This is a genomic window from Alicyclobacillus sp. CIJ1 (assembly GCF_057538885.1).
This window is the reverse complement of sequence record NZ_BAAJPH010000060.1, coordinates 39,116-52,117: the sequence shown is the minus strand read 5'-3', so window position 1 is coordinate 52,117 and position 13,002 is coordinate 39,116. Positions and strand designations below refer to the sequence as shown.

14 protein-coding genes are annotated in these 13,002 nt (G+C 62.2%); 4 read left to right on the top strand and 10 right to left on the bottom strand.

What is annotated here, in order from left to right; genetic code table 11:
- Positions 1 to 58: 58 nt before the first annotated feature.
- Positions 59 to 1,393 carry a glycosyl hydrolase family 18 protein gene (locus tag AC27E8_RS00835; protein WP_487097845.1) on the top strand — a complete coding sequence of 445 codons (1,335 nt, stop codon included), beginning with the start codon at positions 59 to 61 and terminating at the stop codon, positions 1,391 to 1,393.
- Between the two features lie 15 nt (positions 1,394 to 1,408).
- On the top strand, positions 1,409 to 1,912 hold the full coding sequence (locus AC27E8_RS00830) for a permease (RefSeq protein ID WP_487097846.1): 504 nt from the start codon (positions 1,409 to 1,411) through the stop codon (positions 1,910 to 1,912).
- 5 nt (positions 1,913 to 1,917) lie between these two features.
- Here AC27E8_RS00830 and AC27E8_RS00825 read toward each other — a convergent pair whose 3' ends face one another.
- On the bottom strand, positions 1,918 to 2,442 hold the full coding sequence (locus AC27E8_RS00825; RefSeq protein WP_487097848.1) for a hypothetical protein: 525 nt from the start codon (positions 2,440 to 2,442) through the stop codon (positions 1,918 to 1,920).
- 103 nt (positions 2,443 to 2,545) lie between these two features.
- Between AC27E8_RS00825 and AC27E8_RS00820 the strand changes: the two genes are divergently transcribed.
- Positions 2,546 to 3,289, top strand: coding sequence for a M48 family metallopeptidase (locus tag AC27E8_RS00820; RefSeq protein ID WP_487097850.1), 744 nt, complete (start codon positions 2,546 to 2,548; stop codon positions 3,287 to 3,289).
- 9 nt (positions 3,290 to 3,298) lie between these two features.
- On the opposite strand, the gene AC27E8_RS00815 is transcribed toward AC27E8_RS00820, so the two are convergent.
- Together AC27E8_RS00815 and hemQ are read right to left on the bottom strand one after the other, a co-directional pair.
- A complete protein-coding gene (locus AC27E8_RS00815) occupies positions 3,299 to 4,468 on the bottom strand; it encodes a M20 family metallopeptidase (RefSeq protein WP_487097851.1) in 1,170 nt (389 codons plus the stop codon).
- An 18-nt stretch (positions 4,469 to 4,486) separates the two neighbouring features.
- Complete coding sequence (gene hemQ, locus AC27E8_RS00810; protein ID WP_487097853.1) at positions 4,487 to 5,239, bottom strand: hydrogen peroxide-dependent heme synthase; 753 nt, start codon at positions 5,237 to 5,239, stop codon at positions 4,487 to 4,489.
- 133 nt (positions 5,240 to 5,372) lie between these two features.
- Here hemQ and AC27E8_RS00805 point away from each other — a divergent pair, with 133 nt between their 5' ends.
- On the top strand, positions 5,373 to 5,735 hold the full coding sequence (locus AC27E8_RS00805) for a hypothetical protein (protein WP_487097855.1): 363 nt from the start codon (positions 5,373 to 5,375) through the stop codon (positions 5,733 to 5,735).
- Here the strand turns inward: AC27E8_RS00805 and spo0A are convergent.
- The 7 genes from spo0A to AC27E8_RS00770 form a co-directional block, all read right to left on the bottom strand.
- Positions 5,732 to 6,538: a sporulation transcription factor Spo0A gene (gene spo0A, locus AC27E8_RS00800; protein ID WP_487111316.1), complete on the bottom strand. Its 807-nt coding sequence runs from the start codon at positions 6,536 to 6,538 to the stop codon at positions 5,732 to 5,734. The genes AC27E8_RS00805 and spo0A overlap by 4 nt on opposite strands.
- 140 nt (positions 6,539 to 6,678) lie before the next feature.
- Positions 6,679 to 7,929 (bottom strand): SpoIVB peptidase, encoded by a 1,251-nt coding sequence (gene spoIVB / locus AC27E8_RS00795; protein WP_487097857.1) that lies wholly within the window; start codon positions 7,927 to 7,929, stop codon positions 6,679 to 6,681.
- Between the two features lie 99 nt (positions 7,930 to 8,028).
- Positions 8,029 to 9,702 (bottom strand): DNA repair protein RecN, encoded by a 1,674-nt coding sequence (gene recN, locus AC27E8_RS00790; RefSeq protein ID WP_487097859.1) that lies wholly within the window; start codon positions 9,700 to 9,702, stop codon positions 8,029 to 8,031.
- 14 nt (positions 9,703 to 9,716) lie between these two features.
- Positions 9,717 to 10,565, bottom strand: a complete 849-nt coding sequence (locus AC27E8_RS00785; protein ID WP_041695189.1) for an NAD(+)/NADH kinase — start codon at positions 10,563 to 10,565, stop codon at positions 9,717 to 9,719.
- A 15-nt stretch (positions 10,566 to 10,580) separates the two neighbouring features.
- Positions 10,581 to 11,081: a hypothetical protein gene (locus AC27E8_RS00780; protein ID WP_487097861.1), complete on the bottom strand. Its 501-nt coding sequence runs from the start codon at positions 11,079 to 11,081 to the stop codon at positions 10,581 to 10,583.
- Positions 11,078 to 11,917, bottom strand: a complete 840-nt coding sequence (locus AC27E8_RS00775) for a TlyA family RNA methyltransferase (RefSeq protein ID WP_487097863.1) — start codon at positions 11,915 to 11,917, stop codon at positions 11,078 to 11,080. The genes AC27E8_RS00780 and AC27E8_RS00775 overlap by 4 nt, the downstream gene beginning before the upstream one ends.
- The gene (locus AC27E8_RS00770) at positions 11,914 to 12,522 is read right to left on the bottom strand and encodes a hypothetical protein (protein ID WP_487097864.1); all 609 of its coding nucleotides are present in this window, start codon (positions 12,520 to 12,522) and stop codon (positions 11,914 to 11,916) included. Before AC27E8_RS00770 ends, AC27E8_RS00775 begins: the two co-directional genes overlap by 4 nt.
- Positions 12,523 to 13,002 lie beyond the last annotated feature (480 nt).

The window sequence follows — 13,002 nt, the reverse complement described above, 5'->3', positions numbered from 1 at the left end:
GCTGCGCTCCCGTCATAGAGATGAGCCAGAGGCTCAATGGACGAGGAGCGTGCTACGTGTGAACCGCAGCAAACTTTCCCGCCTCATCGCCGAACGGATTGCCGCTATTTCCGCGCTCTTCCTCCTTGCGGCTGGCTTTGTGATCTCGCTGGCATCCGCGGTTGGACAACCCTTCACCGACCGTTTGGCGGAATCGGAGGTCCAGGCACTTGCTTCCATCGAAGTGAACGCCCTCTTCGGAAACGACGGGCCTCCGGCCAACGAACATAGCAAGGCCACCCCGTTTCGCGCCGTGGCCGAGCGCCTGCAGTCGCTGTTCGTCAATCCAGTCGCTATCCTTCGTCACATGCTCCCCCAGGTCGCACCGAGCGACCCAGGCGGGGGACTGCAGACGTCCCTGCTCAACTCCATTGCGGCCATGGCCCAAAGCCGCCACACGCTCGTCATCGGCTGGCTCCCTTCGACGAATCCGACGACCTGCGTCCGGTGGATCCAGGACAATCCCGGCGTCAACGTCGTCAGCCCAACCTGGTTTCATCTCGCCGACGCATCGGGAAACCTGTCCGGAAGCGCGCTGCCGACGGTTGTGCAGTACGCGCAAGAGCGCCACATTCAAGTATGGGCGCTTGTGGACAATCAGTTTTCAGCAACCCTCACGCACGAAGTTTTGGCCAATCCTCGCGCGGTGACCAACCTGATTGACGAAATCGCCTACCAGGCGAGCGCCTATCACCTGAATGGCGTCAACCTCGACTTTGAGAACGTGGCCGCAGCTGACCGCAATCGCTTCACAGACTTTGTAGGCAAGCTCCACGCGCGACTGCACTCGCTTGGCATCGATCTGTCGCTCGATCTCACGCCGGACATTGTACAACTCGACGACTCCGAAGCCTTCTTTCACGCCGCGCTCGCGGACGAAGTGGATCAGGTGGTGCTCATGGCGTATGACGAGCACTGGGCCACCGACCCGGATCCAGGGCCTGTGGCCGACCTCCCGTGGGTCGAGCGCAGTGTCAACGATCTCTTGGACACCGGGGTGCCTGCCAACAAGCTGGTGCTTGGCATTCCACTTTACACGCGGTTCTGGTACGTGAACACGGACGGGAGCGTTCAGAGCGATGCGGTGAGCGCCGGAGCGGTGCAATCCATTCTGAATGAATACCGGCTGCCGCTTGGGACGTGGAACGATTCCCTCGGTCTGATGTTTACCCAATATCCCACGAAGACGGGTTACGCAGAAGTCTGGTATCCCACGTCTCAGACGTACGACGACTGGCTTCAACTCGTAAGCGACGACGGTCTGGCGGGCGTTGCCGTGTGGTCGCTGGCGTGGTCCGACGCCACCTCCTGGGCGTCCACCGTGCACGCACTCCACCTGAACGCATCACCTTGAAACGGGGATGATGACGTGGATCGGACATTGGTCTGGGTCGCTGTCGCGACTGGATTCGGTTACGCACTGGCGTATATGCAGGAACCGGCCGACGCCCTAGAAGCGGCGCGATCGTCCCTCGGGATGCTTGCGCAGTCGCTGCCGTGGATCATCGTCTCCATGTTTCTCGCCGGGCTCGTCAGCCAGTGGCTCGAACCCGAACTGGTGGCGCGATGGCTGGGGCGTGAAGCGGGAATCGTGGGGATTGTCTTCGGTGCCGCGCTGGGGATGCTCGGAACCGGATCCCGCTTTGCGGTGTATCCTCTTGCCGTGAGCCTGCTCGCTGCCGACGCCTCGCCAGGCGCAGTCGTAGCGTTTACCACATCGTGGCAACTGACCTCCCTCGCGCGCCTCCCCGCCGAGTTCCCCTTCTTTGGTATACCGTTTACGCTGGCCCGGTTTGTCATCTCACTCCTCATCTCGGTGGCGGGCGGCGTGCTCTTCGAATGGCTATGGAAGGCCTGGAGTCATTTCCGATGACCGCGTCACTGAACAGGGGAATCCACGCCACCTTCGACGTAGTGACCCTGTTGCCACACGACCTTTTCGATCGTGGCTTGGCCAACATCGGTTTTCGCGAGCAGGTAGAATCCATCGGGAAGCCTATACGACCCGACGTTCCACGCCGCAAACCACGTCTGGTTTTTCCGGATGGGCACGGACGCGATGCGCTGGAGATGCGCGTTCGACTTGAGCGTGTAGTCGCCGTGATACGCCGTGACGATGGCGGCGGGAGCGTAGTACAGATCCACCCGGTGGCCGTTCCAGCCGTGATCGTCCGACCAGATGTGCAGGGTGGACCCGTGGCTCAAGACTTCGAAGTGTGGGTTTCGCATTTGATAATGCGCCAGCTCGACGGTCGTAGGCGCGTCGGCGATAGAAGGCGGAAGCGACTGACCCACGAGCGCCGAAGGATGCACCTCAAATTCGCGCCCACACCCGGCGACGGCGCCTGTCAGCGAAAGGACTGCGAGAAGTGAGGCCGCGGACAACGCGCGACGAGATGGCATGCGAGACTCCCTCCGAGGACTGCAGGCTGATGAGGATAGTTTAGGCCCACTGCGCCTCGGGTATGCGCTCGCCCGTCCGAGCTTATTGCGATAAAGTGGAGCCATGGATCTGAAAATCGTTCGCAACCATAGGGGTCAAATCGTCGCATATGAACTCCAAGTCGACCAGGAAGCTTTCCTCATCCGCGTTCGAGCGGGACGGCCGAGGCAGAAGCGGATTGTGCTCCGCGCCGATGAACGCGGATTTTCCGTCAGCGCTCCACGTTGGGCTCCATGGAATCTTGTGGAGAAGGTCATCCGGCAGAACGTATCTTGGCTGCGAGAGACCCAGGCCAAGACCTTCACCGCGATGCCACAGCTCAAGGTGGGCGACGAGATCCGAATCCTCGGGCAGCCCTACGTGATCCGCACGTGGGCAAAGACGGGCTGCGACATCGATCACGACAACTACATCGTGTGGGTGCCTGAGTACGCGGACGACGTACACGCGCAAGTGTATGCGATGCTCCGCGCACTGGCCCTGAAGCATCTGCCGAGGCGAGCGATAATGTGGGCGGAGAACATGGCGCTTCGACCTTCGCGCATTGGGGTCAAGGCGCAGCGGAGCCGTTGGGGGAGTTGCACGAGCAAGGGGCACATCTACTTGAACTGGCGACTCATCCAGGCGCCTGAAGCCGTAGTAGACTACGTGGTTATCCACGAACTTGCACACCTGGCCCACATGAACCATGGCCCGGAGTTTTGGAAACTCGTAGAGCGCTTTATGCCAAACTGGCAGGCGCAGCGAACGTGGCTGCGCCTGCACGGTTCCGAATTGTTCCGATTGGATCCGGAGGCGAAAGCGTAGCCCCACGCTTCACGCCTGCCCGAGATACTTGGTTGCGAGTGCGACAAGCGCGCGGCATCCGACGACGAGGGCGTTTTCGTCGATATCAAAGCGTGGATGATGGTGCGGATACGCGTCTCGGTCGGAGCGGCGAATGCCCGTGAAGAAAAACGTACCGGGTGCCACCGTTTGATACGCCGAGAAATCTTCGCCGCCCATCGTCGGCTCGGCGTCCGTGACGAGATCGCCGAACTCCTCCTCGAGGGTGGCTCGTACAAAGGCCGTGAGTTCTGGATCGTTTACCACCGGTCGGTAGCCCCGCTCGTAACGAAACTCGTACGACGCGCCCTGCGCTTCCGCGATGCCCTTGATCAAGGCCTCCATCGCCTGTGCGGCCCAGGTGCGGCGTTCTTCGCGGAACGTCCGCACCGTACCGCAGAGCTCCACTTCGTTCGGAATGACGTTGTCCGCGGTCCCGCCGACGAACTTGGTCACGCTCAGCACAAACGGCTCAAACGGGTCCACTCGCCGGCTGGCGAGCTGCTGGAGACTCACGACGATTTGGGCACCGATGGCGATAGGGTCCACCGTGAGATGAGGCTGCGCCGCGTGTCCACCTTGCCCGATAATGCGGATGTGAAACGTATCCGGCGCAGCCATGAGCTCACCTGCGCGCACGCCAATGCGGCAGCTCTCCATACCTTGCCAAAGATGCTGACCGATCACGGCGTCGACGCCGTTCAACACACCGGCATCCACTAACTCCTGAGCGCCACCCGGCGTCAATTCCTCCGCGTGTTGAAAAATGAACCGGATCTCGCCGCGCAGTTGGTCGCGGTGTGCGGCGAGCACCTTGCATGCGCCGAGCAACATGGCAGTGTGTCCGTCGTGACCGCACGCGTGCATCACACCCGGATTCTTCGATGCAAAGGGAAGCCCGGTGTCTTCCTCGATGGGAAGCGCGTCGATGTCCGCGCGTAGCGCGAGGACACGGCCTGGGCGGCCGGTGACCAATCGAGCCACGACACTTGTCTCGGTGGGTCGGCTGATCTCGAACGCCCCCATCTTCGTCAGCTCTCGCTCGATGAACGCCGCTGTCTCCCGCTCTTGAAAACTGAGTTCCGGATGTTCGTGCAAATGTCGGCGCCACGCGACGAGATCGCCGCGAATGGCCTCCACTTCCCGGGCGAGATCCACCATCTCCGGTCCTCTCCTCTCTTAGCCGTGGAGCGTCATCATCCACGTGGTCAGGCCTTCCACGTCGACTTGTTCACCAATGTAAAACGGTCCGAATTCAGCGAAACGAGCGCTCGACTCGTCGAACCGCATCTCGTAGATCAGCTTCTTGAAATGGATGGGATCGTCCGCGTAGAGTGTCACACCCCATTCCCAGTCATCCAGGCCAACGGAACCAGAGATGATCTGTTTGACCTTTCCGGCAAACTGACGGCCAATTTGCCCATGTGCCATCAGATGCTTCCTGCGTTCGCCTTCATCGAGCATGTACCAATTGTCGGGATGCGTGCGGCGCTTGTTCATCGGGTAAAAGCACACGTACCGCATTTCGGGCACGGGAGGTTTCAATCTCAACTGGAGCGCTTCGTCTTGCTCGACGTCGACGCCCGGCTTGGCGAGGTATCCGCCGAGCTCGACCACCGACACATAGGAATACGCTCGGTCCGTGAAATCTGCCAAGCGCGTCGCCTCAAACCTCGCTTTGACATCGTTTAACTCGCCGATGGTGGGCCGCATGTACAAAAACAGCAGATCCGCTTTTGTGCCCGCAATGACGAACTGCCCAAAGCTGCCCAAACGCGCGCGCTGTGCCTCGAGCTCACCCTGGACAAACGCGCCGAAGTCGCGCAACACGGCGGCGGCCGTGTGCGGATCCGTCTTCTTCCACGCCTCGCGCCGGATGACGCGGAAGTCGTGGAGCACGTACCATCCCTCCAGCGTGTGCGGTGCCGGCATCGTGTCACCCTCCCTCTGCCGTAACATTACCACAACGGGCATGAGCGGCCAAAAATCTCGACCGCGGCGGACATGCAGGTCTCGCGTCGCGCATACGATGTTCTAGAGACCTGCTGAGCCAAGGGGTGAGCCGATGCGCAAGTGGAAAGGATGGATGGCATCCACGTCTTGGATACTCGGCGGTTACGGCATCTGGTCCTGTTTGGCGCTCGCGCGGGCCGGTGCCGCCGCGGACATTCCCCAGCTCGAAGCTGCCGGTGCAGCGGAATTGACCGCGGCTTTGGCCTTGATCCTGGCAGGATGCATCGCCGTCTGGACATTGTCGGGCGCCGCAGTTCTGCAGTTCGCCAATGTGCTTTGGACGGCATCGCTGGCTTGGTATTATCAGGACGACATGGCCTGGCTCTGGAGCGGAGCCTGCGCCCTTCTCGGTGTATTGGCCGTGGCAGGCGCAAAGAGAGGCAACAGGCGTTCGCGGCCAGCCGACTTGGTCTAACCGACGCGGTGTTCCATCCGAAGCCGATCCGCAATCATCGCAATGAATTCCGAATTCGTGGGTTTGGTCTTGGCGGCCGAAACCGTGTACCCAAACACGCGGCGAATGGCCTCCATATTGCCGCGGCCCCACGCGACCTCGATGGAGTGGCGAATCGCGCGCTCGACGCGCGAAGGCGTCGTCTTGAATCGCTGCGCAATCTTGGGATACAACACCTTCGTGATGGAACCGAGGATCTCGACGTCCTCATATACGAGGCCTATCGCCTCGCGCAGGTAGTGGTACCCCTTGATGTGCGCGGGTACGCCGATCTCGTGGATGATTTGTGTGATCTGCGCGTCAATGGAGCGACGCGAGGGAGGTGACGGCGCGGACATGGGCGTCGCAACGACCTGAGATGTCGCGGCCACCGGCGCGGGCGCCTCGAACATCACCTGGCGAATGCGCTCGGCCAGCACCGGCATGTCGAACGGCTTCAGGATAAAGTACGACACCCCGAGCTCCGCGGCGCGCCGGGTGACGCTCTCCTGACCAAATGCGGTGAGCATAATGACCTTCGGCGGATGATCCGTGACTTCCGAAAGGCGCTCCAGCGCCCCAAGCCCGTCCAACACGGGCATGATGATGTCGAGAATTAAGACATCCGGCCCCGTTTCGCGCACCAGATGGAGCACCTCCGTGCCGTTGTGCGCGATCCCGCAGACCTCCATATCCGGCTGTCCGGAAATGAATTCGCTCAACAACTCTGCGAATTCATGGTGATCATCGGCTAACAAGATCTTCATGCGTGTTGACACGGCCATACCCCCTCTGCAATCCTCCGGACATACCAATTCGACGTGAAGCCCGAGACTCCTGTCAAAACTATGTAAAAAATTTCGCCTTTATGTCACCTTTTTCGACAAAAAGCGACAAGGGCCACGCGCTCGGTGGCCCTTGTTGGTCACGCCGCTTGCGCTCGCTCGGCAGCAGTCGGCGCAAAGGTGAGTTCGTGCTGATGGGGATGAAGCATCCAGTACGCGTACACGCCATAACCGCGGACGGGATCGGACACGAACACGTGCGTAACGGCGCCCACCAGCCTCCCGTCCTGTACGATGGGGCTCCCGCTCATGCCCTGGACAATGCCGCCGGCGGCCTGAAGAAGCCTTGGATCGACGACGCGGATGATCATGCTCTTGGTCGACGGACTCATTTGTCGAGCCGTATGCTCGATGACCACCTGAAACGCCTCGATCTTCTCGCCGTGGAGCACCGTGTAAAGAACGGCCGGCCCTGGGTGCACCTGTCCCGGCAGTGCCACAGGAATGGGCCCAGGCAGTGGAGACGTGCGCGTCGCGAAGGAGGCGTCCATGCGCCCGAACACGCCGTACGGCGTGTTTTCGTCGATCTCGCCGACCTCCCGGTTCACCCCGCGGAACACGCCCTTTTTCTCGCCGGGCTGCCCGGCTTTGCCGGCCTGAATGCCCAAGATGGCGGCTGGATACACCGAGCCGTGCCCTTGAATCGGCTGACCCGTGTCCGCGTCGGTGACAAGGTGCCCCAACGCTGCGAACCGGCCGGTGGCCGGATCGTAAAAGGTCAGGGTCCCCACGCCGACGGCCTTGTCGCGCACATAGACTCCGAGTTCCGGCACACCGTGCACGTCCCGGATCTCGATTTCACGCAGCTTGTCGCCCCTCGCTACAAGTAGCCGAAATGGCGCGCGCTTGTCCCGAAGTGCCGCCTGCAGGTCCTTTGCCGTGTGCACGGGCACCCCGTCGACCGAAAGAATGACATCGCCCACCTCGATGTGATGCGCCTCGGCGAGGCTAATCCCTTGCGTCGCCCGCCGGTACCCAATCACCATAGGCCCCTCGGAAAGCAAGCGGATGCCCACCGCCTGTCCTCCCACGATGACCCGTTCGGCAGGCTCCACATGAACCCGTGTGCGCCATGGAATGAAGCCGAAGATGCGATCCGTCACGTCGAAATCTCCCGCATCCGCGGTCACTGTGACGGCTCCCGGTGGATCGACCGGCCGGACCCACGCGTGCATGGAGAAGGGATGAAACGACTGGAGGGCTATCTCGTCGTCCGTGGACATTTCGACTGATGTGGGCAGTTCCACCAGCTGGCGAACCGGCGGAATCCAGAGAAGCGCTGTGGCAGCCACGAGGACGGCGACTTTGAGCGCGCGCAGCCAACCCGCCATGGTGCATCCCCCTTCCCGTGAGTAACACCTCGTCTTGCGTGCATCTAAGGTGCCCCCGGCGGGTGGTCGTATGACCGCAAAAAGCTCCCCGAACCGCCGTCACGTGGACTGGCTTCGGAAGCTTTCCAAAAGCGCGCGCGCGTGCATCCGGGCGGTCGCATCGGACAAATCCGAACCGAGAAGCCTGGCGATCTCCTCGATGCGACCACCGTCGTCCAATCGCGTCACACGGGAGATGGCGCGCTCGGCGTCCGATGCTTTGGCGACAAGATAGTGCACGTGTCCCGCGGCGGCTACCTGCGGAGAATGGGTGACACACAGCACCTGTTTCTCTCGCCCGAGTTCGCGCAGCATCTCCGCCACGCGCAGCGCCGCTTCTCCGCTCACGCCCTGATCGATCTCGTCGAAGATCAACGTGTCCGTGCGTTCGAGGTTGGCGATCACGACCTTGACTGCGAGTAGCATGCGCGAAAGCTCGCCACCAGATGCAACTTTCTGTAACGTCATCAGAGGTTGTCCCGGATTTGCGCGAAACAGAAAACGAATCTCGTCCCAGCCATGTTCGCTCGGCGCGTCAACGCGCGGACGCACTTCGATCTCGCATTCCGCATGCGCCATGGAAAGCCGAGCGAGCGAACTGGAAATCGCGGCTCCGAGCGACCTCGCCGCGCGAACCCTCGCCTTGTGAAGGCGCTCCGCGATGTCGCGGTACGCGGCTTCACGGCGCTCCACCTCAGCCTCAAGTTCCGCGATGCGCTCTTCGTGCTTCGACCAAGCGTCGAGTTGGGCTCGCGCGCGTTCCAAGTGGGCGAGCATCTCCTCAGTGGTCGCGCCGTATTTGCGCGACAGCCTACGGATGAGCGCCAGACGCTCCTCAATTTCGTCGAGGCGGGCGGGATCGTGCGCCGCGCGAGACAAGAACCGGTGAAGGGTAAACGACGCTTCCTCCGCGTGAACGCGAGCCGTCTCGAGCAACTTCGCGATCTCCTCCGCCCGATCGCTCGACGAGGCCAGCGCCTCGGCCATGCGTTCCGCTTCTTGAAGCCTCGCAATGGCCCCGGTCTTCCCGTCGTCGAGCAACGCGGCCATCTGCACCAACGACTCGGCGATCTGATGCGCGCGCTTCAGGCGGTCCCGCTCGGCGCGCAATGCGTCCTCTTCACCGGGGCGAAGCCGGGCTTCCTCGAGTTCACGAACCTGGAGCGCATACAGATCCATCTGCTGCGCGCGCTCCCGCTCCGACACCTGAGCCTGGCGCCACTGACGCAACGCGTCCTGCCACGCGCGATAGGCTTCGGCGCAAGAGGCTGCGAGCTCCTCATGCTGACCATAGAGATCGAGCAGGCGGCGCTGATACGACGGCGTCATGAGGGCGATGGATTCGTGCTGATCTTGGAGTTCAACTAACGTATCCCCTAGCTCGCGGAGCATCTGCACCGTGACGGATCGGCCGTTGACACGGTTTTGCGCCCGACCGCTCGAATGAAATGTCCGGGAGACCACGATCTCGCCGCTGTGATCGATGCCCCACGACGAAAGGAGCCGCTCCGCCGACTCGTTCGCCTGGATGTCGAATACCGCTTCAACCACAGCCGGCGAGCCGTCCGGCGGAATGGGGCTCGGAACCCGCCCGCCTAAGATGGCGCGGGTGGCGTCCAGGACGAGCGACTTACCCGCCCCTGTCTCACCCGTTAGGACGTGCAGGCCGCGATCGAGTTGAAGCCGCAATTCGTCAATCAGCACGAAGTGGCGCACGTACAACTCCTGCAGCATGTCCTCGCGCCCCCTCAGGTCGAGGATGGATCTCCGTGAAGCTTGCTTCGCAGTACGCCAAAAAACTCGCGGTCCGGCAATCTCACGAGCGTCGCTTGGAATGGAGCCTTCCGAACCAGTACCTCGTCTCCAGCAAGAAGCCGCATGCCCTCCTGTCCGTCGACTGCAAGCTCCACATCGCCGTGCCGCGCGTGCACGGAGAGCCGCACCCATGAGGACGCGTCGATCACGCACGGCCTCGAAAACAGCGTGTGCGGACATACGGGTGTCAGAACCATCACCTGCAGATGCGGACTTACGATGGGACCGCCGCAGGACAGCGAGTACGCAGTGGATCCGGTGGGCGTCGCGACGATCATGCCGTCGCCCGTGTACGTGTCGACGTAAACATCATCCACGTGGACGTCGAGCGTCACCATGCGCGCAAATGAGCCCTTGCCCACCCCGACGTCGTTGAGCGCCGTGAAGCGCGCAATTTCCTGGAGATCCCGATATACGAACGCCTCGAGCATCAGGCGAGTCTCGAGGTTGTATTCGCCCGCCACGATCCGCTCGAGCGCGATCTCCAGTTGCGAAGGTTCCGACTCCGTCAAAAACCCGAGGTGGCCGATGTTTACACCAAACATCGGGACATGAAAAGGCGACAACTGGCGGGCCACGCCGAGCAACGTGCCGTCTCCACCGAGCACGATGACGAGCTCACACGATTTCAGCTCCGGGTGCGTCTCGACAATCGCGGTGTCGTGATCGATGGGCACATCGACCACGCGAATCCCCGTTCGTTCCAACTGCCGACAAATGTCGGTCCGAACCGAACACGCTGCCTCCTTGTGCACATTGTACAACAGGCCTATTTGGCGCAACGTCCTCCCCCATCCTCAGCCGTGCTTCCACGCGATGAGCGCCACGAGCGCGCCACCAAGCGCCCAAAGAACGCGATGAACCGCTTCTTTGCGCCGGACGTGGCGCGGGCGATTCCACTCGTACACCGCGGTCTGGACGGACTCCTGCATCACATCGATGACGATCACGCCGCTCGCTCCATGCAGCAAGGCGACCAACGCATACCGCTCATGCAACTCCTGTTCGGAGACCGGCTCCGTGCGAACAAAAACAGCATACTCCCGCCCTTCTTTGCGCGCAATGAAGTCTGGGCGTAGAGATCCGGACCATTGGCCGGATGCCATCCGGGTCACGTGGGTGACACCTTCGCTCCCCTTGAGAAGCTCGTAGCCGTTCGCCTCGAGCCATCGCCGCCCCATGGTCTTGAGACCTTCCACGGGAGTCTGTTCGTCCCGACGCCAAAGCGGCGCCGCGAGCGATCTCAGCCAAAGCGCCATCGCCGCCAGGGCGCATACCAGCGCAAGTGAGGAAATCATGCCGTGCCCCCGCTCGGGTCGGTGCCGCTCTTCAGGCGGGCCCATGCGGCCTCGACAACCCGATGGCTCTCCGTCATCCACCGCCTGGTCTCGTCCGGATCCGGGTGCATGCGGAACCAGCCGAGAAACTCGAGGTTGCCATCTCCGCCCGTGATGGGTGAATACGTGAGCCCTCGACAACACCAACCCCTAGACTCGATACTCTTCAGGATGTCCAGGAGCACGGCCCGATGAACCTCCGGATCGCGCACGATGCCGCCTTTGCCGACCCGTTCCCGCCCGGCCTCGAACTGGGGCTTGATCAGCGAAACGATGTCGGCGTCAGGGAGGCATACCTCGGACAACTTGGGGAACAACAGGCGAATGGAAATGAAGGACACGTCCATCACGGCCAGATCCGGACGAGGGTCGAATTGTGCCGCGTCGACGTAGCGAAAGTTGGTGCGCTCCATCACGCGCACTCGTTCGTCCTGGCGCAGCCGCCACGCGAGCTGACCGTAGCCCACGTCGACCGCGTAGACCAACCGGGCACCCCGCTGCAACAGGCAGTCGGTGAACCCGCCCGTCGACGCACCGACGTCGATGGCGATGCGACCGTTCACCTCGATGCCGAAGGTATCGAGCGCGCCCTCCAGTTTCAACCCACCGCGCGACGCGTATTCTCGGTTGGGCCGCTCCACCTCGACGTGCGCGCTGTCCGCGACCTTGAAGCCCGGCTTGTCGGCGCGCACGCCGTCCACGCGCACAAGCCCAGCCATGATGGCTCGCCTCGCAGCTTCGCGGCTCGCATACAGCCCCCTCGCCACCAACAGGAGATCCAGCCTCGTCTTGTTCATCGCTCCCGCCCCCGATCCCGGCGCCGAGTTCTCCGCCTACGCGACGGATCTCGCCGGCCGAAGAGCATGGCGAACGATTCCCACACGCGGGCGGCGAACAGGATGATGGGCGTCGGGGAGTGAATGGCGATGGTCTTTCCGATGGCCTTGCCTCCCACGGTGAGCGAGGTGATGACCGCGGTGATGCCAATGCGAAGCGCCTCCGGGGCCCATCCGTGCGCCTGAATCGCCTGGATGACCTGCACGCTCACCGCCAGCGCGCCGGCGCCACTCAGGACGCCGGCGATGTCGCCGATGACGTCGCTGCACACGCTCGACACCTTCTCCGCGTTGCGCACGATGACAATGGCACGGCGAGCGCCAAACACCCGCTCCGCCGCCATGGCGTGAAACGGGGTCTCCCGCGCCGCCGCGGCCGCCATGCCGAGCATATCGAACAGCGCACCCACCAGGACGATCACGACGACAATGGACGCACCCACGTACCAGCGCGCCGCATTGAGAAAAATCGTCGAGGTATCGAAAACCGCACTGATGGGCAAGGTCAGTGCGGCAATGGTCAGCGCAAAGGCGTAATTTGCAGTTTTCGAAGTCGTCTTTCTCACGCGCGCTCCCTCGGCGCGCCGCAGGACTGCGGCGGCGCCACTCCTGTATGTATCGATGCCCGGGTGGCAACTCCCTGAGTAAACGCTGTGGCTTAGGTCCAGTAGGTTTTCCCAGGCGCTCACCGAGACGTCGCCGTCCCGGCGGTTTCCCTTTCAGAGCGCCTTGGCCGCGTCGCCGACAGCCAGACTGGATTACCACTTAGTCCACACTATAATCCTCAGGGAGCCTCGCCTCGTGGCGAACAGTCTAGGCGTTTTCCGCGACAACCGCTCCCGCGCCCTAGCCTCTTTTGCAGTACGGATTTCACCCAGCACCGGTGGTCGCGCCGTGGCCGCGGCCGACCACCTGAATTCCTGGGATCCTTCAGTACCACTCAAGGCAGGCTACGCTGCACACAGATTGCCTCCGCATGCAGGTTCATCCCCCAAGCCATAGCAAAAACCAACGTTCTGGCTACGAACTTGGGCCTCCGCGAAGGC